The organism is Azospirillum sp. B4 (genome assembly GCF_000333275.1).
Lineage (GTDB): Bacteria > Pseudomonadota > Alphaproteobacteria > Azospirillales > Azospirillaceae > Nitrospirillum.
Genome location: NZ_BACU01000446.1, coordinates 1 through 1,584 on the forward strand (window position 1 = coordinate 1; position 1,584 = coordinate 1,584).

Sequence of the window (1,584 nt, forward strand, 5' to 3'; positions counted from 1 at the left end):
ATGACGCCCACGCCGCTGAAGTCGAACGAGAACACCATCATCGGCAACACCGTGCTGTACGGGGCCACGGCGGGCAAGCTGTTCGCTGCCGGCCAGGCGGGTGAGCGCTTCGCCGTCCGCAACTCCGGTGCCACGGTGGTGGTGGAGGGCTGCGGCTCCAACGGCTGCGAGTACATGACCGGTGGCATGGTGGTCATCCTGGGCGGCGTGGGTGACAACTTCGCGGCCGGCATGACCGGTGGCATGGCCTTCGTCTATGACCAGACGGGTCCTGGCCCGCCTGCGTCCGCCTGGCCTCAGCGACCTGGGCCTGGGTGCGGCACTCGACAATCTGGCGGCTTTCTGGCGTTCCCGCCGGCCGGAGGTGACCATCGCCGTGACCGTGGCACCGAACCTCGGCCTGGGGGAGGCCGGCGACACCGCCGCCTATCGCGTGGTGCAGGAAAGCCTGAGCAACGCCATCCGCCACGGCAGCCCCCGCGCCATCACCGTCACCGTGACCCCCGCCCCGACCGGCGGCGCGGAGGTCGAGGTCATGGACGATGGCGAGGGCCTGCCACCGGAGGGGAGCGTGCCGAATACCGGCTACGGCCTGCGCGGCATGGCGGAACGGGTGGCCGCCCTGGGCGGCAGCCTGGAGGTGGGAAACCGGCCGGAGGGCGGCGTGCGCGTGCGCGCCCTGCTGGCCCCGGCGACACAACAGGCGGCGTGACCGCGCGAGGGAACCCAAGGCATGAAACTGCTGCTTGTCGACGACCACGCCATCGTGCGCTCCGGCCTCCGGCGCCTGCTGGCCCCCCTGCCCGGCGTCACCATCGCTGAGGCCGCCACCGGCCGCGACGCCCTGGCCCGCTATCGCGAGGACCGGCCGGACATCGTGCTGCTGGATCTCAACCTGCCCGGCGTAGGGGGGCTGGAGTTGCTGCAGCGCCTGCTGATCGAGGATCCAGCGGCCCGCGTCCTGGTCTTCAGCATGCACGCCGAGGCGCTGTACGCCTCCCGCGCGCTGGCCGCCGGCGCCAAGGGTTACATGAGCAAGAACGCCGACCCGGACGAACTGCTGGCCGCCATCCGCCGCCTGGCCGAGGGCGGCCGCTATGTGGAGAATGAGATCGCCCAGGAACTGGCCGTGCACGGCATGCCGGCCGGCCACCCCACCCAGCGCCTGACGGAACGCGACCTGGAAATCCTGCGCCTGCTGGGGGAAGGCCGGGCGCTGGCGGAAATCGCCACCGAGCTGGGCGTGGGCTACAAGACCATCGCCAACACCTGCACCACCATCAAGGCGAAGCTGGGCGTGGCCCGCACCGCCGACCTGATCCGCCTATCCATTGAAATGGGGGTGAGCTGACCGGCCCGCTCGCGCGTATCCTGGAACGGAGGACGGCGCCAGGGAGGATTGGTTGGATGTTGACGGGACGACAGGTCGGGATTCTTGTTCTGCTGGGGTGTGTGTTCTGGCTATCGGCGCTGGGCTACCTGCGCGGCCTGCCCTTGCTGCTNGACGACCACTCTGGAATCCGCTGAACTTCGCAGCACCGTCTCGGTCGCCTGGACAGCGTGTATCTCATCCGCCGCCTGGCT

Annotated in this window: 2 protein-coding genes and 1 pseudogene; all 3 read left to right on the forward strand. The window is 70.1% G+C overall.

All coding sequences use genetic code 11. The features are described from left to right. A pseudogene (locus I55_RS34905) lies at positions 1-279 on the forward strand (hypothetical protein); the annotation flags it as partial. After that, the gene (locus I55_RS19430; RefSeq protein WP_044562238.1) at positions 257-712 is read left to right on the forward strand and encodes a sensor histidine kinase; all 456 of its coding nucleotides are present in this window, start codon (positions 257-259) and stop codon (positions 710-712) included. The pseudogene I55_RS34905 and the gene I55_RS19430, both read left to right, overlap by 23 nt. A gap of 21 nt (positions 713-733) precedes the next feature. Continuing rightward, positions 734-1,351, forward strand: a complete 618-nt coding sequence (locus I55_RS19435) for a response regulator transcription factor (protein WP_044562239.1) — start codon at positions 734-736, stop codon at positions 1,349-1,351. The last annotated feature ends 233 nt before the right edge of the window (positions 1,352-1,584 follow it).